This is a genomic window from Cellulomonas sp. (assembly GCF_035634735.1).
Classification (GTDB): domain Bacteria; phylum Actinomycetota; class Actinomycetes; order Actinomycetales; family Cellulomonadaceae; genus Cellulomonas.
The window spans coordinates 1-23,080 of sequence record NZ_DASQCJ010000220.1; the positions used below are offsets into that span (position 1 = coordinate 1).

Sequence of the window (23,080 nt, forward strand, 5' to 3'; positions counted from 1 at the left end):
ACGCTGAACTACCTGTTCGTGGCGCCGACGCACGCCGTCACCGTCAGCGAGCCCGTGCACGCCCTCGCGCTCGCGCTGTACGTGGTCAACGGGGCGCTGGTCGCCGCGGTGGTGGACCTCGCCGCGCGGCGCACCCGGGCCGCGCACCGGGCCCGGGCGGAGTCCGAGCTGCTCGCCACGGTCTCCGGCGGGGTGCTGCGCGGCCAGGACGCGCTGGGGGCGCTGATCGAGCGGGCGCGCGAGGCCTTCGGCCTGGCGGGCGTGCGGCTGCGCTCCGGCGACGAGGTGCTCGCGGAGTCCGGCACGGTCCGGCCCGGCTCGCCGCACGTCCCCGTCGACGAGCACACCGTGCTGGACCTCGACCGGGGCGACGGCACCCCGCGCGGGGTCGACGCCGACGTGCCGGACGTGGACGGCGCCGACAACCGGCTGCTCGGCGTCGTCGTCGCCCAGGTCGCGGCCGCGCTCGACCACCAGCGGCTCAGCCGCACCGCCGACGCCATCGGCCCGCTGCGCGAGACCGACCAGGTGCGCAGCGCCCTGCTGTCCGCGGTCAGCCACGACCTGCGCCGCCCCCTGACCGCCGCCACCACCGCGGTCGGCAGCCTCCGGTCGAGGGACGTCGACTGGTCGCCAGCCGACCGCGAGGAGCTGCTCGCCACCGCCGACGAGAGCCTGGCCACGCTGACCGGCCTGGTCACGGACCTGCTCGACGTCAGCCGGCTGCAGGCGGGCGTGCTGGGCGTCTCGGTCCGGCCGACCGACGTCGACGACGTCATCCTGCCCGCGCTCGACGAGCTGGGCCTCGGCCCCGACGACGTGCACCTGGAGCTCGACCCCGCGCTGCCGCCCGTGCAGGCCGACCCGGCGCTGCTGCGCCGGGTGATCGTCAACGTGCTGGCCAACGCGGTGCACGCCACCCCGGCGGGGGTGCCGGTGCGGGTGCAGACCAGCGCGTTCGCCGACCGGGTGGAGATCCGCGTCGTCGACCACGGCCCCGGCGTCCCGGCCGACCGGCGGGCGGACCTGTTCGTGCCGTTCCAGCGGCTCGGCGACACCGACAACGCGACGGGGCTCGGGCTCGGTCTGGCGCTGTCGCGCGGGTTCGCCGAGGGGATGGGCGGGACGCTCGGGCCGGAGGACACCCCCGGCGGCGGGCTGACCATGGTGATCGCGCTGCGCCAGGCCGGCGCCGCGCCCGGCACGGGGGAGCGCCCGGCGTGAAGATCCTCATCGCGGACGACGACCCGCAGATCCTGCGCGCCCTGCGGATCACGCTGCGCGCCCGCGGCTACGAGATCCTCGTCGCCACCGACGGGGTGTCGGCGCTGAACCAGGCGATCGAGCACAAGCCCGACCTGTACCTCGTCGACCTCGGCATGCCGCACCTGGACGGCGTCGAGCTGATCCAGGGGCTGCGCGGCTGGACCACCGCGCCCGTGCTCGTGCTGTCCGGGCGCACCGGCTCCGCCGACAAGGTCGAGGCGCTGGACGCCGGGGCCGACGACTACGTGACCAAGCCGTTCGGGGTCGACGAGCTGCTCGCCCGCATCCGCGCGCTGACCCGGCGCGCCGCCGGCGGGACCGACGCCGAGCCGCTGGTCCGGATCGGCGACGTGACCGTCGACCTCACCGCCACCACGGTCACCCGCGACGGCAACCCGCCGGAGGCGGTGCGGCTGACCCCGACGGAGTGGCGGATCCTCGAGGTGCTGGTCCGGAACGCCGGGCGGCTGGTCACACGGCAGACGCTGCTGTCCGACATCTGGGGCTCGGAGCACATCACCGACACCGGGTACCTGCGGCTGTACCTGTCCCAGCTGCGCAAGAAGCTCGAGCCGGACCCGGCGGCGCCGCGGTACCTGCTGACGGAGCCGGGCATGGGCTACCGCTTCGACCCGGCGGGCGGCGGCAAGGCCCCGACGGGCGGCGGCGACGGCCCGGCGGGCTGACGCGCCCGGGCGGTCGTCGCGCCCGCGGTGCCCGCCCGCTACGCGGTCCGGGTGACGCCGTCGCGTCGCACGACCCCCGGACGGGTGGTCCCGATGCCCGGTGGGCTGACCCCGGTGGCGGGGTCGGGGCCGCGCTGGTAACCGCGGGGCGGTCCCGGCTCGTCCGCCATGTGAACGCGCACACCGCTGACCTGCGGTTCTGTCCGCTCTCGGGTGGTACTTGCCGTTCTGTCCGATTTCTGTATAGTTCTCCTCGTTGAGCGACAACGGCAAACCCGCTGCAAGGCGGGGACGCAAAGCCACGGGTCCCATGGGGACAGCCGGGCTACCGAACCGACTAGGAGTCACCATGACGTACCCCCTCGAGGCCCAGATCCCGACGCAGGCCTCCGCCTCGCTGCTCACCCCGGGTGAGGTCGCGGTCATGTTCCGGGTCGACCCCAAGACGGTCACCCGCTGGGCCCAGGCCGGCAAGCTCTCCGCCGTCCGCACCCTCGGCGGCCACCGCCGGTTCCTCGAGTCCGAGGTCATGGAGCTGCTCGGCGGCGTGCCGCAGCAGGCCGGCCGCCTCTGAGGCGCAGCACCCCGCAGCACCGCGAACGGGCCCCCGAGCAGACGCTCGGGGGCCCGTTCCGCGTCCCGGGCGCGCGATCCCGGGCGCGAGGGCCCGCGCCCTGCGCGTCAGAGCGGGTCGAGGACCGTCGCCAGGACCGCGCGGCGGACGTCCGCCACCGGCCGGTCCGGCTGGAACGCCAGCCACTCCAGCCCGGCGACCAGCGTGGCCCCGAACATCGCCGCGGCGGTGAGCGAGGGGTCGCGGTGCGGCCAGGACGCCTCGACGACCTCGGCGAACACCGCGAACGACTCGTCGCGCACCTGCCGGATGGAGTCCTGCCAGTCGCGCCCGGTGCGGAACACCTCGGCCACGAGGACCTTGGCGAAGTCGGGGTGCCCCTGGATCTGCGCGAGCAGCTCGTGCACCAGCGCGCCGACCGCGTCGCGGCCCTCCCGCCCCTCGGCGGCGCCGCGCAGCGCGGTGGTGAGCGCCCGCTGGCCCTCGGTGAGCACGGTCTCGAACAGCGCGCCCTTGGACCCGAAGTTGTAGTAGACGCTGCCCTTGGCGACGCCGGCCCGGTCGGCGATGTCGTCGACGGAGGTGGCGGAGAACCCGCGGTCGGCGATCAGCGCGACGGTGGCCGTGATGATCGCGCGGCGGGTGTCGCGCCGGCCGGGGCCGGGGGAGTCGACGGCCCCGGAGGGCGCGGGGACGGCGTCGGCGGCGGCTGGCATGGCACCCAGCCTCTCAGATCGACAGGGAGGGGTGCAGGCGGGACAGCGTCCACGTGCGCTGCCGGGCCGCGCGCCACGAGGTGATCGCGAGCGAGCCGAGCAGGAACGCCGCCAGCGCCGCGACCGAGGTCCACAGCCGCGCATCGGTGCCGCCGGTGGTGAGCTCGCGCAGGCCGGTGACGGCGTAGGTCATCGGCAGCGCGGGGTGCAGCGCCCGGAAGAAGCCGGGGGTCGTCTCGACCGGGTAGGTGCCGGAGGCGGCCGTGAGCTGGAGCATCAGCAGCGCGATGATCGCGACCTTGCCCGCGGCGGCGCCGAGCACCGCGATGAGCATCTGCTGCACCGCGAGGAACGCGCCCGCGACGAGCACGGTGAACGCAGCGGTGCCGAGCGCGGTCGACCAGCCGAGCCCGAGGCCGAAGTGCACGACGGTCAGCAGGATCACGACCTGGCCGACGCCGATCGCCAGCGCGGGCAGGTAGCCGGCGAGCGCGATCCGCCAGCCGCGGGCCGGGGTCGCGAGGCCGCGGGGCGGCAGCGGGCGGAGCAGCAGCCAGGTGATCAGGCCGCCGACGAACAGGGCGAGCGGCACGAAGAACGGCGCGAAGCCCTCGCCGTAGCCGTCCGCCGCGGCGACGTCGGTGCTCGACAGCCCGACCGGGGTGCTGAGCGCGCTCGCGCGGTCGGACCGGGTGGCGTCGGAGTCATCGGGGATCTGCGCGGCGCCGTCGGCGAGCTTGTCGGCGAGCTCCTGGCTGCCGTCGCCGAGCTGGTCGGAGCCGTCGGCGACCTGGGCCGCGCCGGAGGCGAGCGTGCCGGTGCCGGACGCGAGGTCGGCCGCGCCGGACGCGAGGGTGTGCGCGCCGGTGTCCAGGTCCGAGGCGCCGGAGGCGAGCGTGCCCGCGCCGCCGGCGAGGTCGGCCGCGCCGGCGGCGACCTGCGCGGTCCCGGACGCCAGGGTGCCGGCGCCGGAGGCGAGCTCCGCCGACGACGTGGAGAGCGTGCCGAGGCCGGTCGACAGCGCGGCGGAGCCGTCCCGGAGGTCGTGGGCGCCGGTGACGAGCGCCTGGAGGTCGGCCGCGGCCTGCTGCTGGCCGTCGGCGGTCGTGGGCAGGCCCAGGTCGGCGAGCGTCTGCTGCATGGCCTGCAGCTGCGCCTGGATCCGCTGCGCCGCGTCGGTGTCGCCGGCGGCGGCCTGCTCCCGTGCGAGCGCGGTCAGGTCCGTGGCGACGGACCCGAGCCCGGCGCTGGCGCCGGAGAGCCGGCCGAGGGTGGTGGCGGCCTGGTCGACGCCGTCGCTCAGCTGCTGCGCGCCGGCGGCCAGCTGGCCGGACTTCGCCGCCGCGTCCGCCGCCCCGGCGGACAGCCGCTGCGCGCCGTCGGCCAGGTCCGCCGCGCCCGAGGCCGCCGTGCTCGCGCCCGAGGACAGCGTGCCCGCGCCGGTCGCCAGCGTCGACGCGCCGGAGTCGAGCCGGCCCGCCCCGCTCGCGAGGTCGGACGCGCCCGAGGCCAGCGTGGCCGCGCCGTCGGCGGCCGAGGTCGCGCCGTCGGCCACCTGGTGCGCCCCGGACGACAGGTCGCCGCTCGCGGCGGTGAGGGTGAGGGCGCCGTCGGACGCCTGCGCGAACCCGTCGCGCGCCGAGCCGAGCCCGACGAGCACCTGGTCGGCGGCCTGCTCGCCGATGGTGGCGGACACCGCGGCGCGGATCTGGGTCATCGCGCTGCGGCCCAGGGTCGAGGCCAGGTAGGAGTTGGCGTCGTTGTAGGTGACGTCGATCTCCGCCGAGGTCGGGGTGTCGCCGCCGATCGACGCGATGTCGGTCGAGAAGTCGGCGGGCAGCGTGACGGCGAAGTAGTAGGTGCCGTCGCTGACGCCCGCGGCGGCCTGGTCGGCGTCGACCTGCCGCCAGTCGAGGGCGTCGGAGTCGAGCAGCTCGTCGACGACGTCGTCGCCCGCGCGCAGCGGCTCGCCGTCCCGGGTCGCGCCCTCGTCCGCGTTGACCAGCGCGACCGGCAGCCGGTCGAGGTTGCCGGTCGGGTCCCAGTAGGCCCAGAGGTAGAGCGCGCCGTAGAGCAGCGGGATGGCGAGCATCGCGACGACGGCGAGCTTCGGCAGCAGGCCGCGGCGGAACCGGCGCAGCTCGGTGCCGGTCGACAGGGAGGAGAGCATCGGGAGGTCCTCGGGAAGGATGAGCGGGAGGGTCAGGCGGCGGGCACGGCGTGCGGGCCGGTGGCGAGGTTCACGACCTCGGGGGCGGCCCACCAGCGCATCCGGGCGACCTCGTCCAGCGAGGCGACGGACGCGATCACGGTGGTGCCGGCGGCGGCGAGCGCCTCGAGCCGGGTCCACACCGTCTGGCGGCGGCCGGAGTCGTGCACCTGGTCGACGTCGTCGACGACGAGCAGGTCGGGCTGCTGCGCCAGGGCCAGGGTGACGCGCAGCAGCATCGCGTCGACCTCGTCCAGGTCCCAGATCACGGTCTGCACGCGGGGGAGCGGGCGCTCGCCGAACACCGGCGCCGCCAGCGCGGCGAACCGCTCCTGGGAGACCCGGCCGGTCCAGCGGTACCAGGGCGACAGCCAGGCGAGCCGCTCGCGGGTGACGTCGCCGACCGTCACGGAGTCGTCGAGCTCGTCGACCCCGGCGAAGCCGGCCACCGCGGCGCGGCGCTGCACGACGGCCCGGCGGCGCGGGAGGTCCTCGCCGAGCACCGTCAGCTCGGAGCCGCGGTCCGGGACCATCCGGCCGGCGAGCGTCAGCAGCAGGCTGGACCGGCCGGCGCCCTGCGGGCCCTGGACGACCGTGAGCACGCGGGTCGGCAGGTCGAGGTCGACCGGGCCGTACACGGGGCCGCGGGTGCCGGTGAGCACGAGGCCGCGGGCGCGGACGGCCGGGGCCGGCGGGGTGGGCGCGGCGTCGGGGTCCTGCTCGACGTCGGGGGCGTGCTCGACGTCGGTGGTCGTCGCGTGCTGGTGCTCGACGCGCTGCTGCTCGACCTCGGGGGTCGGGGTGGGCTCCGAAGACACTGTCGCCTCTGATCGTTTCGCACTGACTGGTCAGTACAAAGATAGGACGACCCGGCCATCCCGTCACGCCGAGCCGGGGTCTCGCGCGTCACACCGCGGCCGGCGGGCGCCCTCCGACCCTCGACGGTCGTGTCCGATCGCCGCTGGACTCCCGACCCGCGCGGGGGTGGGATGGGTCCATGACCAGCACCCCGCACCCCGCCGCGCCCGCCCTCGACGCCCGGGCCCGCCGGCTGCGCGCGCTGCACGACCCGGCCGCGCCGCTCGCCCTCGCGAACGCCTGGGACGTGGCCAGCGCCCGCGTGGTGGAGGCGGCGGGCGCCCCGGCGATCGCCACGACGAGCGCCGGGGTCGCGTGGTCGCTGGGCCTGCCGGACGGCGACCGGCTCGACCGGGACGCGCTCCTGGCCGCCGTCGCCCGCATCGCCGGCGCCGTCGCGGTGCCCGTGACGGTGGACGCGGAGGGCGGGTTCGCGGCCGCCGCCGCCGACGTCGCGACGACCGTCGCCGGGCTGCTCGACGCCGGCGCGGTCGGCATGAACATCGAGGACGGCGGGCGCGAGCCCGAGGAGCTCGCGGCCCGCATCGAGGCGGCCCGCGGCGCCGCGGACCGGGCGGGCGTCGCGCTGTTCGTCAACGCCCGCACCGACGTCTACCTGCGCGGGCTGGTCGCCCCGGAGGACCGGGTGGCCGAGGCCGTGGCCCGGGCCCGCCGGTACGTCGAGGCGGGGGCGGACGGCGTCTTCGTCCCCGGGGTCGCCGACCCCGCGGCGATCGCGGAGCTCGCCGCGGCCGTCCCGGTGCCGCTCAACGTCATGGCCGTGCCCGGTCTGCCCCCGGTCGCGGAGCTCGGCCGGCTCGGGGTCGCCCGGGTCAGCCTCGGGTCCTCCGTCGCGGAGGCGGCCTACGCCGTCGCGCGCCGGGCCGCCGTCGAGCTGGCCGGGCCGGGCACCTACGGCGTGCTCGAGGACGGCGTGGACTACCGGGAGCTCGACGCGCTGGTCGCCGCGGGCGCGGCGTCGACGGGGGCCGGGGACCGGCCGTGACCGAGACCGCGCACGCGCGCCACGCTCCCGGCGACCCCGGCTTCGAGGAGCGGTACCGGGCGATCGACGCCCGCGACACCCGGTTCGACGGGCAGTTCGTCACCGCGGTGTCGTCGACCGGCATCTACTGCCGCCCGTCCTGCCCGGCCCGGACCCCGCGGCGGGAGCACGTGACCTTCTACCGGACGTCCGCGGCGGCGCACGAGGCCGGCTACCGCGCGTGCAAGCGCTGCCTCCCCGAGGCCACGCCCGGCACACCCGAGTGGGACCTGCGGCGGGACGCCGTCGGGCGGGCGATGCGGCTGATCGGCGACGGGCTGCTGGACCGCGGCGGGGTGGAGGCGCTCGCCGCCGAGCTCGGGTACACCCCGCGGCACGTGCACCGGATGCTGGTCGCCGAGCTCGGGGCGGGGCCGCAGGCGCTCGCGCGGGCCCGGCGGGCGCAGACGGCGCGGGCGCTGCTGGTCGGGACGGCGCTGCCGGTGACCGACGTGGCGTTCGCCGCGGGGTTCGGGTCGGTGCGGCAGTTCAACGACACGATCCGCGAGGTGTTCGCGGTGCGGCCGACCGAGCTGCGCGCGCGGGCGCGGCGGGCGGACGGGGCCGGGGTGCCGCGCGCCGGGGCCACGGCGGCGGGGGCCGCCGGGTCGGCGTCCGGGCCCACCGGGTCGTCGGCGGTCGCCCCGCAGGTCCGGCTCGACCTCGCCCTGCCCGTGCGGCAGCCCTACGACGCGCGGGGCGTGCTCGGCTTCCTGGCGGTGCGCGCCGTCGCCGGTGTCGAGGTGGCCGACCTCCCGGACGAGGGGCCGCTGCGGTACGCCCGCACCCTCGCGCTGCCGCACGGCCCCGGGGCGGTCGAGGTCGTCGCGACGCCCGACCGCCGCGGCGGGTGGCGGCTGTCCGCGCGGCTGGAGCTGGCGTCGCTGGCGGACGTCGGCACCGCGGTCGCCCGGGTGCGCCGGCTGCTCGACCTCGACGCCGACCCGACGGCCGTCGACGCCGCGCTGTCGGCCGACCCGGTGCTCGCCCCGCTCGTCGCCGCGACGCCGGGCATCCGGGTGCCGGGCACGGTCGACCCGGCCGAGCTCGTCGTGCGGGCGATCGTCGGTCAGCAGATCTCGGTCGCGGCCGCGCGCGGGCACCTCGGGCGGCTCGCCGCCGTCGCGGGAGCGCCGTACGCGTCGGCGATCCCCGGCCTGGAGCGGCTGTTCCCGACGTCGAAGGAGGTGCTCGCCGCGGTCCCCGCGCCGGTCCCGGGGGCGGAGCCCGATCCCGGGCGGCCGCTGCGGCTGCCCGCGCGCCAGGTCGCGGCCGTGCTGGCGGCCGCCGCGGCGCTGGTCGACGGGACGCTGCCCGCGCACGTCGGCGCGGACCCGGCGACGCTGCGCGAGCGTCTGGTGGCGCTGCCCGGGGTCGGGCCGTGGACCGCGGCCTACGTGGCGATGCGGGTGCTCGGCGACCCGGACGCGTGGCTCGCCGGCGACGTGGCGCTCGTGGCCGGGGCAGTGGCGGCGGGCGCGCTCGACGCCGGGCTGCCGCGGCCGGCGGGGCACCGGGAGCTCGCGGCCCGGGCCGCGGCGTGGTCGCCCTGGCGGTCGTACGCGGCGATGCACCTCTGGCGGGCCGCCGCGCCGCGCTGACCAGGCCGGTCCCGGCGCCGCGCGCCCGGTCCGCGGATGCCGGTCGTGGCATGGAAGAATCGCGGGCATGGCGATGAGAGAGATCCGCGTGGTGGGCGACCCGGTGCTGCGCACCCCGTGCGAGCCGGTGACCACGATCGACGCCCGCGTGAAGGGCCTGGTCGAGGACCTGCTCGAGACGGTCGACCACGACGGTCGCGCCGGGCTGGCCGCGAACCAGATCGGCGTCGGCCTGCGCGCGTTCTCCTGGAACATCGACGACGAGCTCGGCTACGTGCTGAACCCGACGATCGTCGAGCTGTCCGAGGACTACCAGGACGGCGACGAGGGCTGCCTCTCGGTACCCGACCTGTGGTTCCCGACGCGGCGCGCCTGGTACGCGCGGGTCGTCGGCACGGACCTGGACGGCAAGGAGGTCGTCGTCGAGGGCGTCGAGCTCATGGCCCGCTGCCTGCAGCACGAGGTCGACCACCTGGACGGCCACCTGTACATCGACCGGCTGGACCGGTCCGTGCGCAAGAAGGCCATGCGGGCGATCCGCGAGACCCTCTGACGGGGCGCCGAACCCGGACGAACCGGGCGTCGAGCAGGTGATGAGGGCCGGAGCGCTGGTGCGCACCGGCCCTCATCAGGCATGCTGTCCCCAGCACGCCGCGCGTGCAGGCTGTGGAGTCACGTGTCCGGTAGGGACGAGGTCGTTGGGGAAGGCGAACCTCGAGCCGATCCGGGAGGGATGACATGGCAGGTGCGATCACCCGCGGTGTTCTTTTCGTGCACTCCGCGCCGCGCGCGCTCTGCCCGCACCTCGAGTGGGCGGCGGGCAACGTGCTGGGCCTGCGCCTGTCCATGGACTGGACGGAGCAGCCCGCCGCACCGGGGATGTTCCGTGCCGAGCACTCGTGGCAGGGGACCCCCGGCACCGGCGCGCGCCTCGCGTCGGCTCTGCGGGGCTGGACCCACCTGCGCTACGAGGTCACCGAGGACACGAGCCACGGCAGCGACGGCGCTCGGTGGAGCCACACCCCCGAGCTGGGCATCTTCCACGCGCAGACCGACGTGCACGGCAACGTCGTCGTCCCCGAGGACCGCATCCGCGCGGCCCTCGAGCTGGCCGACGCGCGGGCCGTCCGCGAGGAGCTGGCGCTGGCGCTCGGGCAGGCGTGGGACGACGAGCTGGAGCCGTTCCGGTACGCGGGGGCCGGCGCGCCCGTGCGCTGGCTGCACCGCGTGGGCTGAGCGCCCGGGGCGCGCCCACGTCAGCGGTAGAAGCGCGCCGCGCGGTCGTAGAGGTCGAGGACCTCGTCGCGCCGGGCCGCCGTCGGGAACCGGCGCGGCTCAGACCGGGCGGCGGCGGCGAGGTCCGCCACCCAGCGGGCGAAGAACGCCCGGTGCTCCGCCGCGTCCGGCCGCGGCCCGTCGACGTGCACGGGGCTGGTGTGGGCGAGCCGGATCGTGCGCGGGTCGGGCTGCCGGGCGCGTGCCGCCACCCAGCCGGCGCCGCGCAGGTCGACGGGCGCGTCGAGCACCGGCCCGTCGACCCCCGCCACCACCCGGCCGTCGACGACGACCTCCACCCGCGCCGGCGCCGCCCTGCCGTCCGCGTCCGGCGCGGTGCGCGCGACCGCCCGCACCCGGTGCCACCCCGCGCGGACGGTGCCGCCGGGCCCTGCGTCGCCGACCGTCACCGCCAGCAGCGGCCCGTTGGTCACGACCGACCGGCCGGCGCGCAGTCCCCCGTAGAACCCGTCGACGGTCAGCGGCCCCGGCGCCTGCACGTACACCCGGTCGTACCCCGGCGGCGCCGGCAGCACCCCGGACGCCGAGCCCGCCGACGCGGGCAGCCGCAGCCCGAGCCCCAGGTACCGGTACCAGAGGCCGAGCTGGTACCGGCTCGCGCCCTCCGGCCCCGGGTGCGCCGCGCGGTCGCGCGGGCGGCCCCAGGCCTCGTTCGCCAGCATCCCGCCCGGCAGGTAGTGGTTGTTCAGCACGCCGACGGCGTCGGGCGCGCCGGTCGCCATCAGGACCGGGGCGTCCCACCAGGTCAGCTTCTCGGCGTCGACGAACGCGCCGGCGGACCGCGCGGCGTCCACCAGGGCGCGCGCGGGCGGGGACCACCAGTCGTCGGCGCCGGTGCCGGGCAGGTCGCGCACGTCGACGCCGTGCAGCAGGACCGCGCCGCCGCCGCGCTCGTCCTCGGTGACCGGGGCGACGGCGTGCCGGTCGCCGTCGACGGTGAGCGCGGCCCGCGGGCCGCCGGCCGCCGTCGGCTCCGCGCCGTCCGACGCGGGCGCCCCCTCGTTCCACCGCGTCACGAACGCCCCGACGTGCAGGTCCTCGGCGCGCAGCAGCGCGGCGGCTTCGGCGACCGGCCGGTGCACGTGCAGGTCGCCCGACCACCAGCCCTCGGCCGCCAGGTCGGCCCACCGCTCCGGCACGCACGCCACCCGCGCGCCGCCCGGGCCGACGTCCACCACCCGCTCGACCCGCCGGTGCTCCGGCCCGCGCTCGACGACGACCTCGCACGCCCCGCGCGGCACCGGCACCTCGGCGGTGCCGGCGGTCAGGAAGTGCGCGGTGTAGCCGGGGTCGATCGCCGAGCCGTCGGTCGGGTCGAGGTCCATGCCCAGCACGCCGGGGCGGTCGCTCGCGGTCCGGTCCCGCACGGCGTCCTCGGGCGCGTGCCAGGCGCCGTCGGGCCCGCGCACCGTGACGCGCGCGTGGGCGCCCGTCTCGATGGTCAGCGTCGGCACCCGTCGACGGTAGCGAGCGCCCGGCGCGGCGCGCACGCCCGCCGGTGACCAGTACGGCCACAACGCCCGGACACGCCTGATTCCCAGAGAATCTCCAGGCACCCTGCCTAGGGTCGAAAGTCCCAGATCATGTGATCGGATTCAACCAAGGGCCCGCACCCGGGCCAGAGGAGGACGACCCATGGCGCACACCACCCGACGCCGCACGCTCGGCCTGATGTCCGGCCTGTCCGTCCTCGTGGCGCTGGCCGCCTGCAGCGACGCGGACGCGGCCACCGAGGACGACGCGCAGTCGTCCGGCAGCACCCAGTCCGACGCCGGCTCCGGCAGCACCGCCGACGCGACGGCCGGTGCCGGCACGGACGGCACCGCCGGCTCGTCGTCCGGCGGGTTCGCCGACGGCACGTACACGGCCGAGGGCTCGTACTCGACCCCGGGCGGTCAGGAGTCGATCTCCGTCGAGCTGGGCGTGGCCGACGGCGTCGTGACCGACGTGACCGTCACCCCGGAGGCGAGCGGCGGCAACGCGGAGCGGTTCCAGGAGGAGTTCGCCTCGGGCATCGCGGACGAGGTCGTGGGCCAGGAGCTGGCCGGGCTGTCGGTCGACAAGGTCTCCGGCTCGTCGCTGACCGGCGACGGGTTCAACGCGGCGCTCGACCAGATCCGGGCCGATGCCGCGGCCTGAGGCCACCGAGGCCTTCGACGCGATCGGCACCCGCTGGACGATCGACACCGCCGAGCCGCTGCCGCACGCCGCCCTGCGCGCCGTGCGGGAGCGGATCGACCGGTTCGACCGCGACTGGTCCCGGTTCCGCGCCGACTCGTGGGTGTCCGAGGTCGCCCGCGGCGGGGCCGGCGCGTACCGGCTGCCCGACGACGCCGGGCCGCTGCTCGACGCCTACGACGCGGCGGCGCGGGCCACGGACGGTGCGGTCAGCCCGCTGGTCGGGCGCGCCCTGGAGGGGCTGGGCTACGACGCGGCCTACACGCTGCGCGCGCGCCGGGACGCCGAGGGGGCCCTGCTGACGGCCCCGGCCCCCGACTGGCGGGCCGCGGCGCGGCGGGACGAGGCGACGCTCACGCTCGACGTGCCCGCGCTCATCGACGTCGGCGCCGGCGGCAAGGGCTACCTGGTCGACCTGGTGTCGGGCGTGCTCGCGGCCCACGGCGTCGGGGAGCACGTGGTGGACGCGGGCGGGGACCTGCGGGCCGCCGGCCTCGGCACCGCGTCCGGCCCGCTGACCGTCGCGCTCGAGGACCCGCGGGACACCGGCCGGGCCGTCGGCGTGCTCCGGCTCGCCGACGGCGCCCTGTGCGGGTCGGCGACCAACCGGCGCGCCTGGGGCGAGGGCCTGCACCACGTCGTCGACGCCCGGACCGGCGCGCCGACCTCGGACGTGCTGGCCACCTGGGCGGTCGGCGGCTCGGCCCTGACGGCGGACGTCGCCGCGACCGCCCTGTTCTTCGCCGACCCGGACCTCGTCGCGTCCCGGTTCGGCGTCCGCTACGTGGTGCTGCGCGCCGACGGGAGCCTGCGGTGGTCCCTCGGCCTCGACGGGGAGGTGTTCGCGTGACCGTGCTCCGGTTCGCGTGGCTGGACGAGCGGCTGGGCCGCGTCACGATGTACCGGCTGCTGACCCTGGGGCTGTCCGCCCTGGCGGTCGTGGCGCTGGTGCTGGCGGCGACCGACGTGGTCTTCCTCGACCCCGGGGCGATGGTGGTCAGCGCGGCGGTCGCCGTGGCGGCGTCCGTGGCGAGCGCGTGGGGCGTGGCCCTGGCGTTCCGCACCCGCCCGCACACCGAGTCGGCGATCATCACCGGCCTGATCCTGTTCTTCCTGTTCTGGCCCACGCTCGACGCCCGGTACCTCGGCACGCTGGCCCTGGCCGCGCTGCTCGCGAACGCGTCCAAGTACGTCCTGGCCTGGCGCGGGCGGCACCTGCTCAACCCCGCGGCGGCCGGGGCGCTGCTCGTCGGGCTCACCGGCTGGGACGCGACGACCTGGTGGGTGGCGGACCGGTGGCTGCTCGTGCCGGTGGCGCTGCTGACGCTCGTGATCGTGGTCCGGACGCGGCGGTACGCGCTCGTCGGCACCTTCGTGGCCGTGGCGGTGCTGGCGGTCGCGGTGCGGCTGGTGGCCGAGGGGTCCGCGCCGTGGGCGGCCGTGCAGACGGCGTTCGTGTCGTACCCGATCCTGTTCCTCGGCGGCGTCATGCTGACCGAGCCGCTGACCCTGCCGCCGCGCCGGTGGCAGCAGCTGGTCGAGGCGGTCGTCGTCGGCGCGCTGATGGCCGTGTCGTACCACGTCGGCCCGCTGTACAGCACGCCCGAGGCGGCGCTGGTCGTCGGCAACCTCATCGGGTTCGCCTGGGGGCAGCGCAAGGCGGTCCGGCTCACGCTGACCCGGTCGACCCGGCTCACGCCGCGCACCGTCGAGCTCGCGTTCCGCGCCGACCGCCCCGTGCGGTTCCGGCCCGGCCAGTACGTCGAGCTCACGGTCCCGCACGCCCGCCCCGACAGCCGCGGCACCCGCCGCGTGTTCAGCGTGTCCTCGGCGCCGTCGGCGGACGAGCTGACGGTCGCGCTGACCGTCCCCGAGAAGGCGAGCACGTTCAAGCGGGCGCTGGGCGCGCTGCCGGTCGGCTCCCGGGTCCGGGCGACCGGCCTGGGCGGCGACTTCGTGCTGCCCGACGACCCGGCCCGGCCGCTGCTGCTGGTCGCCGGCGGCATCGGGATCACGCCGTTCGCGTCCCAGCTCGCGGCGCTGGCGGCCGCGGGGGAGCGCCGGGACGTGGTGCTCGTGCACGGGGTCAACGACCACGCGGACCTGGCCTACGCCGACGCGGCGCGGGCCGCCGGGGCGCGGGTGCTGGTGCTGTCCCCGACGCCGGACCGGGACAGCCTGCCGGCGGGCGCGGTGCACCTCGGCGAGGCGCGGCTCAGCGCGGAGGTGCTGGCCGAGGCGGTGCCGGACCTGGACCAGCGGGACGCGTACGTGTCGGGACCGCCGGCGATGGTGGACGGGACGCGGGCGCTGCTGCGGCGGGCCGGGGCGCGGCGGGTGCGGACGGACGCGTTCAGCGGGTACTGAGGCGGACGGAGCGCGGGCTCAGCCCGCGCGCCCGCGGTGCGCCACCGCGTCGAGCTGGAACCGCAGCCCCTCGTGCGCGAACGCGGTCTGGATCGACTTCCGCGCCGCGTAGGCACCGGCGAACCGCTCGCGGAACACCGCCTCCATCGCCGGGATCTCCCAGATGTCGGCGAACAGCGCGTCGACCTGCACCACGTCGGCGAGCGTCAGGCCGAGCGTCGCGAGCCGGGCCTCCAGGGTGTCGAGCGCGCCGTGCACCTGCTCGGTGGTCGTGCCGGTGGTGTTGCCGACGCAGTAGGAGACGAAGACGAGACCGCCGGCCTCGACCATCCCCGCGTGCGCCCAGCCCTCGTGGATCTCGTGCCGGGTGATCGCGTCCATGCCGCGGACCGTAGCGGGGTCGCGAGACCCGTGGAGTGGAAACGGGTGGAGCGTTCTGCCCGACACGCCGGCGCGTGTCGGGCAGAACGCTCCACCCGGGAGGGTGCGCGGGCCCAAGGACCCGGGACTCAGGCAGCCGTCCCGGCCGCCCCGCCCGCGACCGGCACCCCCGCGACCGGGTAGCGCCGCCCGCCCCGCCGGTGCGCGCCGAGCGGGACCAGCGCGTCGGCCGACTCGGCGCCGAGCGCCGCGCCGTCGACCGTCACCACCTCGCGCGGGTCCGACCGGTCGGCCAGCGTGGCGCGCAGCAGGTCGTCGAGCCGGTAGCGGTCCGGGCCGGCGAGGTCGACCGTGTCCTGGAGCGGCGCGCCCTGCGCGACCTCGGCCAGCAGGTCGACGACGTCCTCGACCGCCACCGGCTGCAGCAGCGTGCCGGTCGCCTGCACGGTCCCGTCGACGGTCAGCCAGTCCGCGATCGTCGGGACGAAGTCGTGGAACTGGGTGGCCCGCACGATCGTGAACGGGACCTCGCCCTCCCGCACGGCGTCCTCCTGCGCGACCTTGCCCACGTAGTACCCGTTCGCGAGGGCCCGGTCGGCCCCGACGACGGAGAGCAGCACGTGGTGCCGGACGCCGGTGCTGAGCTCCGCGGCGAGCAGGCGCTCGGTGGTCCCGCGGAAGAACGCCGTCGCGGCCGCGGCGGCCATCTCGGGGGAGTTGAGCACGTCGACGACGACGTCGGCGCCCCGCACGGTGTCCCCGACGCCCGCGCCGGTCACCGGGTCGAACCCGTCCCGCCGCGACCCGACGACCACGTCGTGCCCGAGCTCCCGCAGCCGGGCGGTCAGCCGGCTCCCGACGTGGCCGGTGCCCCCGGCGACGAGCATCCGCATGGTGATCCCTCCCGGCCGGCGCCCTGCCGGCCTCGGAGGGGATGACGACGCAGCGGCCGCCGGTGTGAGGTCAGGCGGACCAGGTGGTGAGCTTCGCCGGGTTGACCTGCAACCAGAGGTCCGTGATCCGGCCGTCGCGCACCCGGGCGTTGACCAGCGCCTGGACCTGCCCGCCGTCCTCGAGGGCGAACGCGAGCCCGTCCCCGGTGCGCCGGGCGGCCAGCACCGCCGACGGGCGCTTCCGGAACACGCCGAGCAGGAACCGGGCGACGTGGTCGACGCCGAGCACCGGCCGCCGCGCGGCGCTGACGACCCCGCCGCCGTCCGCGCGCAGCGTGACCGACGGGTCGAGCAGCCCGGTGAGCGCGGCGAGGTCCCCGCCGGCGGCCGCGGCCGCGAACGCCGCCAGCACGTCGTCGTGCTCGCGGGTGCCGCGGCCGGGCTCGCCGTGCGCCCGGACCCGCCGCCGGGCGGAGGTCGCGAGCTGCCGGACGGCCGCCGGGCTGCGGCCGACGACCGCAGCGATCTCGTCGAACGGCAGGGCGAACACGTCGTGCAGCACGAACGCCACGCGCTCCGCCGGCGTCATGGCCTCCATCACGACCAGCAGCGCGGTGCTCACCTCCTCGTCGAGCGAGACCCGGTCGAACGGGTCGCCGTCGGCCGCGCCCGGCGCCGCGGGCCGGCCGGGGACGCCGGAGAACAGGTCGGCCGGGACCGGCTCGGGGAGCCACTCGCCGACGTACCGCTCCCGGCGGGCCCGGGCGGAGCCGAGCACGTCGAGGCAGACCCGGCTCACGACCCGGGTGAGCCAGCCCTGCGGGTTCCGGACGGCGGCGCGCTCCGCGTCGGTCATCCGGTACCAGCGGACGTAGGTCTCCTGGACGGCGTCCTCCGCCTCGGCGAGCGTGCCGAGCATCCGGTAGCCGATCGCGAGCAGCCGGCGCCGCTCGGCGAGGACGTCGGGGAGGTCGTCCGGGACGGCGTCGACCCCGACCGGCGGCCCGTCGTCGGGTGCGCGCTCGCTCATGTCCGCGGGTCCTCTCCGTCGCCCGTCACGCTGCGGTGATCGTGGCACGGTCCGCCGCGCGCGGAGCCGCCGACGCGTCGACGGGCGGGATCGCGGACGGGACGTCGCCGCCGGTGACGAACGCGCGCCGCGGGTCGACGACGGCACCGAGCGAGCCGATGTCCCGGCCGCCGAGCGCGGCGCCCAGCCAGACCAGCAGGACGCGGAGCTTGCGCTCCCAGGTCGGCACGGCGAGCACGTGGTAGCCGCGGTGGGCGAGCCACGCCGGCAGGCCGGTCAGCACCAGCCGGCGGTACTGGAACACGCCCTGGTGCCGGCCCAGCGTGGCGACGACGCCGAGGCTGTGGTGCACGTAGTCCCGGGGGCGCCGGCCGCGCAGCGTCGCCACGAGGTTCGCGGCGAGCAGCCGGCCCTGCCGGACGGCGTGCTGCGCGTTCGGGACGGTCAGCGCCCCGGGCGCCCCCGCCAGGTCCGGGACCGCCGCGTCGTCGCCCGCGGCCCACGCGTCCGGGACCACGGCGCCGTCCTCGTCCTCGACGCGCAGGTCGGCCCGCACCCGCACCAGGCCGCGCGCGGTGACGGGCAGGTCGGTGTGCCGGCTCACGACCGGGTTCGCCGCGTTGCCCGCCGTCCAGACGACCAGGCCGGTGTCGAACTCCTCGCCGGTCGACAGCACCACGTGGCCGCCCACGGCGGACCGCAGCTGCGCGCCGAGGTGCACCCGGGCGCCGCGCCCGCGCAGGTGCCGCACGACCCACGCCCCGGGGCGGTCGGTGACCTCGGGCAGGATCCGGTCGCGGGCCTCGACGAGGTGGAACGCGACGTCGTCCGGCCCGAGCTCCGGGTACGAGGCCAGCAGCGAGGTCGCCAGTGACAGCGTCTCGCCGAACGCCTCGACGCCGGAGAAGCCGCCGCCGACGAACGTGAAGGTCAGCAGCCGGCGCCGCTCGGGACCCGGGGGCAGGACCGCCGCCCGGTCGAACGCGGTGAGCACGTGGTCGCGCACGGCCACCGCCTCCTCGACCTGCTTCAGCCCGATCGCGGTGTCGACCAGTCCGGGGATCGGCAGCGTGCGGGTGACGGCGCCCGCGGTCACGACGACCACGTCGTAGGCCAGGTCGAAGGGGCGGCCGTCCCGCGGCGCCACCGTCACCGTCCGGGCCGCGTGGTCGATCCGGGTCACCGCCCCGGCCACCACGCGGGTCCGGCGCAGGTGCCGGCGCAGCGGCACGGTGGCGTGCCGGGCCTCGACGGAGCCCGAGGCCACCTCGGGGAGGAACGGCTGGTAGGTCATGTAGGGGCGCGGGTCGATCACGGTGACCCGCGCCTCGCCGCGCCGGAGCCTCTTCTCGAGCCCCCACGCGGCGGAGAACCCGGCGTACCCGCCACCCACGACGACGATGTGCTTCACGGCTGCGACCCCTCTTCCTGTCCGGTCGCCGGGATGACGACGCAGGGCGACGGGATGTGAGGTCGCGGGTGGCGGTCGGGTGGAGACGAGTGGAGCGTCCTGCCCGACACGCGCCGGCGTGTCGGGCAGGAAGCGCCACTCGAGACGTCCGCGAGGGCCGAGGGCCCCCGGGGTCAGGCGTTCGTGACCACCAGGGCCACGTTGTGGCCGCCGAAGCCGAACGAGTTGTTGACCACCGCGATGTCGCCCTCGGGCAGCGGCCGCGGGGTGTCGCGGACCAGGTCGAGCACGAGCTCCGGGTCCGGCTTCTCGACGTTGATCGTCGGCGGGGCCTGCCGGTGGTGCACCGCGAGCACCGAGAACACGGTCTCGAGCGCCCCGGCGCCGCCCAGCAGGTGGCCGGTCATCGACTTGGTGGCGGACAGCGCGACCTGGTCGGCGTCGGAGCCGAGGGTCTCGCGGACGCCGCGGGCCTCGATGAGGTCGCCGACGACGGTCGAGGTGGCGTGCGCGTTCACGTGCCGCACGTCGGCGGTGCCGATGCCGGCGTCCTTCATGGCCATCCGCATCGCGGCGATCTGGCCGCGGCCGGTCGGCTCGGGGGAGGTGATGTGGTAGCCGTCCGACGACAGGCCGACGCCGGCGATCTCCGCGTACACCTTCGCGCCGCGGGCGCGGGCGTGCTCCTCGGACTCGACGACGACGATGCCGGAGCCCTCGCCGATGACGAAGCCGTCGCGGTCGACGTCGTACGGGCGCGAGGCGCGCGCCGGGTCGTCGGACCGGGTGGAGAGCGTGCGGGACGCGGCGAACGCGGCCATCGGCATGGGGTGGATCGTGGCCTCGGTGCCGCCGGCGATCACGATGTCGGCGCGGCCGCTGCGGATCATGTCGACGGCGTAGCCGATCGCCTCGGCGCCCGACGCGCAGGCCGACACCAGGGCGTGCGCCCCGGCGCGGGCGCCGAACTCGAGCTCGACGTACGCGGACGGCGAGTTCGGCATGAGCATCGGGACGGTCATCGGCAGGACGCGGCGGGCGCCCTTCTCGCGCAGGGTGTCCCAGGCGTCCAGGGTCGTCCAGATGCCGCCGATGCCGGACGACACGACGACACCGAGCCGGTCGGGGTCGACCTCGGGGGAGCCGGCGTCGGACCACGCCTCGCGCGACGCGATGATCGCGTACTGCGCCGAGGGGTCCATCTTCTTCATCTCGGGCCGGGGGAGGACCTCCTCCGGCCGGACCGCGAGGGTGGCGGCGAAGTCGACCGGGAGGCCGTACGTCGACGCCCAGTCGTTGTCCAGCGTGCGCGCGCCCGAGGTTCCGGCCAGGGCGGCCTGCCAGGTGGTGGGGACGTCCCCGCCGAGCGGGGTCGTGGCGCCGAGGCCGGTGACGACGACTCGCGTGCTGCTCGGGGCCCCCGCGGCAGCGGGAGCGGAGCGACCGGTGTCGCGGGGTGAGCTCATGAGGTGCTCCTGGGTGGCTCGGGTGCGTGCGGCTGGTTCAGGGGTGTCCCGGACGGTGCCGGGACGCGACCGGGGTCCGCGCCGCGGGAGCGCTCGGCTCCCGTCGACGCCGCGCGAGGCGGCGGCGCGGCGCGGACCCCGGTCGGGCGGCTCAGGCCTGGGCGTTCGAGATGAACGACACCGCGTCGCCGACGGTCGCGAGGTTCTTGACCTCGTCGTCCGGGATGCGGACCTCGAACTTCTCCTCGGCCAGGGTCACGATCGTCATCATCGACAGGGAGTCGATGTCGAGGTCGTCCGTGAACGACTTCTCGGGCAGGACCGAGTCGGTCGGCAGGCCGGTCTCCTCGCTGACGATCTCGGCCAGGCCGGCCAGGATCTCCTGCTCGCTGTGCGCCATCGGTGTCTCCTTGGTTGTGTGCTGCGCCCCACCGTGAGGTGCGGCGACGGTCGTGCGGTCGATGAACGGTACTGCGGTCGCGCGGCCCGTCAGGGCAGCACGACCACCTGGGCGGCGTAGACGAGGCCCGCGCCGAAGCCGATCTGGAGCGCGAGGTCGCCGCTCTTCGCCTGGCCCTCGCGGATGAGGCGCTCGGTGGCCAGCGGGATGGAGGCCGCCGACGTGTTGCCGGTGTCGGCGATGTCCCGGCCGACCGCGACGGTGTCGGGCAGCTTCAGCTGCTTGATCATCTGGTCGATGATCCGCATGTTCGCCTGGTGCGGGATGAACGCGTCGATCTGGTCGGCGGTCACGCCCGCGGCGGCCAGGGCCTTCTCGGCGACCGGGGCCATCTGCCAGACGGCCCACTTGAACACGCTCGGGCCCTCCTGGCGCAGCGTCGGCCAGCCGGCGCCGTTGTCCCGGGTGTCGAGCCACGAGTGCGTCTGCCGGATGGCCTGCGACTGCGAGCCGTCGGAGCCCCACACGGTCGGGCCGATGCCGGGGAAGTCGGACGGGCCGATGACGACCGCGCCCGCGCCGTCGCCGAGCAGGAAGGAGATGGACCGGTCCGTCGGGTCGACGAACTCGCTCATCTTCTCCGCGCCGATGACCAGCACGTTGCGGGCGGTGCCGGCGCGGACCAGGGCGTCCGCCTGGCCGATGCCGTAGCAGTAGCCCGCGCAGGCGGCCGACACGTCGAACGCGGCGGCCGGGGTCGCGCCGAGCCGGTCCGCGAGGATCGCGGCGCCCGACGGCGTCTGGTGGAAGTAGGTGACGGTCGCCAGGATGACCGCGTCGATGTCCGCGCCGGTCAGGCCCGCGTTCGCGATCGCCTCCCGGGCGGCCTTCTCGGCCAGGTCGAGCACGTCGGTGTCGGCGCCCGCGCGGACGCGGGTCACCATGCCGGTGCGCTGGCGGATCCACTCGTCGGACGAGTCGATCGGGCCGACCAGGTCGTCGTTCGGGACGACGTTCTCGCCGCGGGCGGCGCCCAGGCCGAGGATCCGCGTGTGGGCGGGGCCGGTCGCCTGGGTCAGGGTGGGGCGGGTCACTGGGCGGTCTCCCGGGAGTCGTCGGTCGTGGGCGCGGCGCCGGGGGTCGCGGTGTGGCGGGCGACGAGGTCCCGGGCGGCGGGCAGGTCGGCCGGCGAGGTGATCGCGACCGTCTCCACCCCGGGCAGGCTACGCCGGGCCAGGCCCTTGAGCACACCACCGGGGGCGAGCTCCAGGAGGCCGGTCACGCCGAGCTCGACCAGGGTCGCCTGGCACAGGTCCCAGCGCACCGGCTGGGCGATCTGCGAGACCAGGCGGGCCACGACGTCCGCGCCGGCGGCGTCCGGGCCGAAGGCGGTGCCGTCGGCGTTGGTGAGCAGCGTCACCCGGGGCGACGCGGCGGCGGCCTCGGCGGCGACGGCGGCGAACGCGTCCCGGGCGGGCTGCATGAACGGGGTGTGGAACGCGCCGGCCACCTGCAGCGGGACCACGCGAGCGCGCGCCGGGGGGTTCTCGGCGAACCGGGCCAGCGCGTCCTGCGCACCGGCGGCGACGACCTGGCCGCCGCCGTTGACGTTGGCGGGCCACAGGCCGGCCGCCTCGATCGCCGCGAGCACCTCGTCCGGGTCGCCGCCGAGGACGGCGGTCATGCCGGTCGGCTCGGCGGCGGCGGCCTCGGCCATGAACCGGGCGCGCTGCCCGACCAGGGCCACCGCGGCGGCGTCGTCGAGCACGCCCGCGAGGGCCGCGGCGGCGAACTCGCCGACCGAGTGGCCCGCCGTGGCGCCGGCCGCGACCGGGCCGCCCTCGTCCTCCAGCGCGCGCAGCGCGAGGAGGGAGGTCGAGACGATGAGGGGCTGGGCCACCGCGGTGTCGCGGATGGTGTCGGCGTCGGAGGTCGTCCCGTGCGCCGTCAGGTCGACGCCCGAGGCCTCCGAGAAGGCCGCCAGGCGGTCGGCGGATCCGGGGAGCTCGAGCCAGGGGGCGAGCATTCCGGGGGTCTGGGCGCCCTGTCCGGGGCAGACGATCGCGAGCACCCGACCACTCTGCCGGGCGGCGCGCCGGTGGCCCCCTCACGACCCGCACACGGTTGCCGGGTCCGACTTGTCCGCATCCCACAACGCCGCGCGGCGTCCCGCGGCGCGCGAGGTCGGCGGTTGCGCCCGAGGTCGCCGGTTCCGCCGGGGGTGCGGTGGCCGGAACCGACGACCTCGGCGGGGATCAGGGCTGCGGGTGGTCCAGGCGGCCGACCGCGAGGGCCTGCTGGAGGACGTAGGCCTCGCGCGGGTCCAGGGGGTCCCAGCCCGTGACCTCGGCGACGCGGCGCAGGCGGTACCGCACGGTGTTGGGGTGCACGTAGAGCGTGCGGGCGGCGGCCTCCAGGCTGCGGCCGGCCGCGAGGTACGCGGTCAGGGTCTCCAGCAGGCTGCCCGTGCTGGCCAGCAGCGGGACGTACGCCTGCTCGACCAGCAGGGCGCGGGCGCTCGCGTCGCCGACGAGCACGCGCTCGGGCAGCAGGTCGTCGGCGAGCACGGGGCGGGGCGCCTGCGGCCAGGCGGCGATGGCGGCCAGGCCGGCGAGCGCGGCGCGGGCGGACCGGGCGGCGTCGGCGAGGTCCGCGCCGGTCGGGCCGAGCACCACGGGGCCGGGGCCGAACCGGGGGAGCAGG

Annotated in this window: 23 protein-coding genes and 1 riboswitch; of the genes, 10 read left to right on the forward strand and 13 right to left on the reverse strand. The window is 76.9% G+C overall.

Features of this window, described 5'->3' with window-relative positions; translation table 11 throughout:
- From VER05_RS17860 to VER05_RS17870, 3 genes are all read left to right on the forward strand, one after another.
- Positions 1–1,224, forward strand: a 1,224-nt coding sequence (locus VER05_RS17860; RefSeq protein WP_324846663.1) for an ATP-binding protein, incomplete at its 5' end; no start/stop codon positions are given.
- Positions 1,221–1,952: a response regulator gene (locus tag VER05_RS17865; protein WP_324846664.1), complete on the forward strand. Its 732-nt coding sequence runs from the start codon at positions 1,221–1,223 to the stop codon at positions 1,950–1,952. The genes VER05_RS17860 and VER05_RS17865, both read left to right, overlap by 4 nt.
- Positions 1,953–2,210: 258 nt before the next feature.
- Positions 2,211–2,285, forward strand: a riboswitch (cyclic di-GMP riboswitch).
- Positions 2,286–2,301: 16 nt separating this feature from the next.
- A complete protein-coding gene (locus tag VER05_RS17870) occupies positions 2,302–2,526 on the forward strand; it encodes a BldC family transcriptional regulator (protein ID WP_147796295.1) in 225 nt (74 codons plus the stop codon).
- Between the two features lie 107 nt (positions 2,527–2,633).
- Here VER05_RS17870 and VER05_RS17875 read toward each other — a convergent pair whose 3' ends face one another.
- From VER05_RS17875 to VER05_RS17885, 3 genes are read right to left on the reverse strand one after another with little or no spacing between them, the layout of a single operon-like run.
- Positions 2,634–3,242 (reverse strand): TetR/AcrR family transcriptional regulator, encoded by a 609-nt coding sequence (locus tag VER05_RS17875; protein WP_324846665.1) that lies wholly within the window; start codon positions 3,240–3,242, stop codon positions 2,634–2,636.
- Positions 3,243–3,255: 13 nt separating this feature from the next.
- Positions 3,256–5,412, reverse strand: coding sequence for a YhgE/Pip domain-containing protein (locus VER05_RS17880; protein WP_324846666.1), 2,157 nt, complete (start codon positions 5,410–5,412; stop codon positions 3,256–3,258).
- A gap of 32 nt (positions 5,413–5,444) precedes the next feature.
- Positions 5,445–6,269, reverse strand: a complete 825-nt coding sequence (locus VER05_RS17885; RefSeq protein WP_324846667.1) for an ATP-binding cassette domain-containing protein — start codon at positions 6,267–6,269, stop codon at positions 5,445–5,447.
- A gap of 179 nt (positions 6,270–6,448) precedes the next feature.
- Here VER05_RS17885 and VER05_RS17890 point away from each other — a divergent pair, with 179 nt between their 5' ends.
- The 4 genes from VER05_RS17890 (at position 6,449) to VER05_RS17905 (ending at position 10,191) form a co-directional block, all read left to right on the forward strand.
- On the forward strand, positions 6,449–7,315 hold the full coding sequence (locus VER05_RS17890; protein WP_324846668.1) for an isocitrate lyase/phosphoenolpyruvate mutase family protein: 867 nt from the start codon (positions 6,449–6,451) through the stop codon (positions 7,313–7,315).
- Complete coding sequence (locus VER05_RS17895; RefSeq protein WP_324846669.1) at positions 7,312–8,955, forward strand: AlkA N-terminal domain-containing protein; 1,644 nt, start codon at positions 7,312–7,314, stop codon at positions 8,953–8,955. The genes VER05_RS17890 and VER05_RS17895 overlap by 4 nt, the downstream gene beginning before the upstream one ends.
- A gap of 67 nt (positions 8,956–9,022) precedes the next feature.
- Positions 9,023–9,508, forward strand: coding sequence for a peptide deformylase (def, locus tag VER05_RS17900; protein ID WP_203668872.1), 486 nt, complete (start codon positions 9,023–9,025; stop codon positions 9,506–9,508).
- A 185-nt stretch (positions 9,509–9,693) separates the two neighbouring features.
- Entirely contained in the window at positions 9,694–10,191 is a 498-nt protein-coding gene (locus VER05_RS17905; protein ID WP_324846670.1) for a DUF3145 domain-containing protein, read from the forward strand.
- 20 nt (positions 10,192–10,211) lie between these two features.
- Here the strand turns inward: VER05_RS17905 and VER05_RS17910 are convergent, their stop codons facing one another.
- Positions 10,212–11,705 (reverse strand): CehA/McbA family metallohydrolase, encoded by a 1,494-nt coding sequence (locus VER05_RS17910; RefSeq protein WP_324846671.1) that lies wholly within the window; start codon positions 11,703–11,705, stop codon positions 10,212–10,214.
- A gap of 181 nt (positions 11,706–11,886) precedes the next feature.
- Here VER05_RS17910 and VER05_RS17915 point away from each other — a divergent pair, with 181 nt between their 5' ends.
- From VER05_RS17915 to VER05_RS17925, 3 genes are read left to right on the forward strand one after another with little or no spacing between them, the layout of a single operon-like run.
- Positions 11,887–12,390 carry an FMN-binding protein gene (locus VER05_RS17915; RefSeq protein ID WP_324846672.1) on the forward strand — a complete coding sequence of 168 codons (504 nt, stop codon included), beginning with the start codon at positions 11,887–11,889 and terminating at the stop codon, positions 12,388–12,390.
- A complete protein-coding gene (locus tag VER05_RS17920; protein WP_324846673.1) occupies positions 12,377–13,279 on the forward strand; it encodes an FAD:protein FMN transferase in 903 nt (300 codons plus the stop codon). The genes VER05_RS17915 and VER05_RS17920 overlap by 14 nt, the downstream gene beginning before the upstream one ends.
- Complete coding sequence (locus VER05_RS17925) at positions 13,276–14,796, forward strand: oxidoreductase (protein WP_324846674.1); 1,521 nt, start codon at positions 13,276–13,278, stop codon at positions 14,794–14,796. The genes VER05_RS17920 and VER05_RS17925 overlap by 4 nt, the downstream gene beginning before the upstream one ends.
- Before the next feature lie 18 nt (positions 14,797–14,814).
- On the opposite strand, the gene VER05_RS17930 is transcribed toward VER05_RS17925, so the two are convergent.
- The 9 genes from VER05_RS17930 to VER05_RS17970 all read right to left on the reverse strand — a co-directional run.
- Positions 14,815–15,177, reverse strand: a complete 363-nt coding sequence (locus VER05_RS17930; protein WP_324846675.1) for a RidA family protein — start codon at positions 15,175–15,177, stop codon at positions 14,815–14,817.
- A 128-nt stretch (positions 15,178–15,305) separates the two neighbouring features.
- Complete coding sequence (locus VER05_RS17935; RefSeq protein ID WP_324846676.1) at positions 15,306–16,070, reverse strand: SDR family oxidoreductase; 765 nt, start codon at positions 16,068–16,070, stop codon at positions 15,306–15,308.
- Between the two features lie 70 nt (positions 16,071–16,140).
- Complete coding sequence (gene sigJ, locus VER05_RS17940; RefSeq protein ID WP_324846677.1) at positions 16,141–17,100, reverse strand: RNA polymerase sigma factor SigJ; 960 nt, start codon at positions 17,098–17,100, stop codon at positions 16,141–16,143.
- Between the two features lie 25 nt (positions 17,101–17,125).
- Complete coding sequence (locus VER05_RS17945; protein WP_324846678.1) at positions 17,126–18,511, reverse strand: NAD(P)/FAD-dependent oxidoreductase; 1,386 nt, start codon at positions 18,509–18,511, stop codon at positions 17,126–17,128.
- A gap of 173 nt (positions 18,512–18,684) precedes the next feature.
- Positions 18,685–19,977, reverse strand: coding sequence for a beta-ketoacyl-[acyl-carrier-protein] synthase family protein (locus VER05_RS17950; RefSeq protein WP_324846679.1), 1,293 nt, complete (start codon positions 19,975–19,977; stop codon positions 18,685–18,687).
- A 151-nt stretch (positions 19,978–20,128) separates the two neighbouring features.
- Positions 20,129–20,377: an acyl carrier protein gene (locus VER05_RS17955; protein WP_146838928.1), complete on the reverse strand. Its 249-nt coding sequence runs from the start codon at positions 20,375–20,377 to the stop codon at positions 20,129–20,131.
- 89 nt (positions 20,378–20,466) lie between these two features.
- Complete coding sequence (locus VER05_RS17960; protein WP_324846680.1) at positions 20,467–21,471, reverse strand: beta-ketoacyl-ACP synthase III; 1,005 nt, start codon at positions 21,469–21,471, stop codon at positions 20,467–20,469.
- Positions 21,468–22,448 carry an ACP S-malonyltransferase gene (locus VER05_RS17965; protein ID WP_324846681.1) on the reverse strand — a complete coding sequence of 327 codons (981 nt, stop codon included), beginning with the start codon at positions 22,446–22,448 and terminating at the stop codon, positions 21,468–21,470. Before VER05_RS17965 ends, VER05_RS17960 begins: the two co-directional genes overlap by 4 nt.
- 184 nt (positions 22,449–22,632) lie before the next feature.
- The coding region (locus VER05_RS17970) for a helix-turn-helix domain-containing protein (protein WP_324846682.1) at positions 22,633–23,080 on the reverse strand (448 nt) is incomplete at its 5' end.